The sequence below is a fragment of the Endozoicomonas sp. SESOKO3 genome, assembly GCF_024606255.1.
In genome coordinates, this window is sequence record NZ_JAHHPR010000319.1 from 1 (window position 1) to 1,791 (window position 1,791).

Sequence of the window (1,791 nt, forward strand, 5' to 3'; positions counted from 1 at the left end):
CAGGCAAATAACCAGTTTCCCATCGTCCTGAATGAGTTTGCCGACCCTGGTGGTGCCACAGAGGCGACCTCTTTTAATCGTACTGTCTGGAATGGCCAGGATGGCTATTTACCCTTTCCAAAAGTTTTCTCCAAACCACAAACACTACTGGCTGGAATTGATTGCACACCAGGGGGATTTGACTGCGGCCAGGAAAGACCTCCTCCATTAAACCATGAAATTGCAATGGATCAAAACAGGTTGTCGGCGCGTGCTGCACCAATACCCACAGTGCGTCCCTCAACCAGTCAACTCACCACTGCTTCTACAACCATTCCTGCAACCTCCACTCCTGCAACCTCTATTTCTACACTCCCCCCCATAACGGTACCATGCGATTCTCTTAAAGATCAGGCGACAGGGGTTCTTCAGCGGCTAAACCAATATAGAGACCTTGTTAGAGGACGACACTGCATTGTTCTCAGCACCAACTCGTCAGAGAGTTTAAGTAAGTTTCTCAATGAGATTCCAGAGAACATCGTTATTTTGTTCTCTTCCGAAACGACTTCTGGCGCAACGCTTTCTCAATCCGTTACCCCCGCATTAGGTAAAATCCCGGTTAAGTATTTAATTAACAGTGAAATAGTTTTGAAAGATGGTCAGGACATTATCGGGGCTCCAGATGAAGGTTACGAAATCGTAATCTCGCCTGATGCAAATTATCGAGATTACTATATGATCAAGTCCGGGTCCTTTAACTACTTTAGTTTCAATGAAACAAAAGACAGCCATATAAGACATATTACTTTCCAGCCAACTGCACCTGATGGCCACAAACCCATTAGCACTATTATTTCAGCACGTTGTATTAACCGGAGACTGATTGTAGAAAACAACGTATTCAATCTCAATTGCCAGGACGGAGTCAGAATTGATTGCAGACTACCTCTGGATGCATCTGTCAATGGTTTGCGCCCGGGGCCGGGCCTGATGTTCACCAATAACATGGTCACTGGTGATACCATCGGTTCGTGGAACCGCGACCATATTCCTGATGGAGGGCTATTTATTAAACTTCCCACCATCAAAAGCCAGTCACTCAGGATCGCTGTTAACGGGAACACATTTCAGGGCAAGATGGGGTGGGTGGCTGAGTTACATATTGGGCCGGGAAGCAGTATCGATATCTTCAGAAACATGATCGACATTGACAATACAGGCGAAGTTTTGTGGGAAACTGTGTCGCCGGTATATAAAAGAGAAAAGTTTGCTTTCTCTCTTGTCGGTCATTCGGATACCCATGAAGAACCTCCTGTTTATAATCTCGCGGGCAATCAGATCCAGGTAAAAAATACAGCTATCGAAATCAAAGGAATCGTTAAGCTGGTTCTCGCTTGCAACCAATTTCAGGCAGTCAAACTCTGGCGACAAGAGCAGCATGAATACAGCATTAAAAGCGCAGATCCATTCGTTTTGGCATACAATTGCGAAAGCTTCGTGAATTCAAGCATGGCAACTACCGGCCCACTTACACTCACCCAGATTGTGAATATCTGGACACCCATCGGGAATTCCACAGCCAGTGCTTTAAGTGGACTGACCAACTTCGAGGGTCAATTCTACTTTAACTCGTCTGTCTGGCTGACAGTCAATTCGTCCTCTGTTTCTCCTTCTGGCCAGACCTTCACTTCATCAGCACAGCCTCCAACCAGCGAATTGATCACCACTTCTGTAGCCAGCACTTCAACCAGTTCAGTGTCACCTTCTGAAGTTACATCTCTTGACCTATCGTCATCAGCAAAGCCTTCAACC

1 protein-coding gene is annotated in these 1,791 nt (G+C 46.0%); it reads left to right on the plus strand.

All coding sequences use genetic code 11. The annotated features are described in order from the left end of the window. Positions 1-1,791 (plus strand): hypothetical protein (locus tag KDK18_RS05565; RefSeq protein WP_257253794.1); only part of this gene is annotated, 1,791 nt, incomplete at both ends.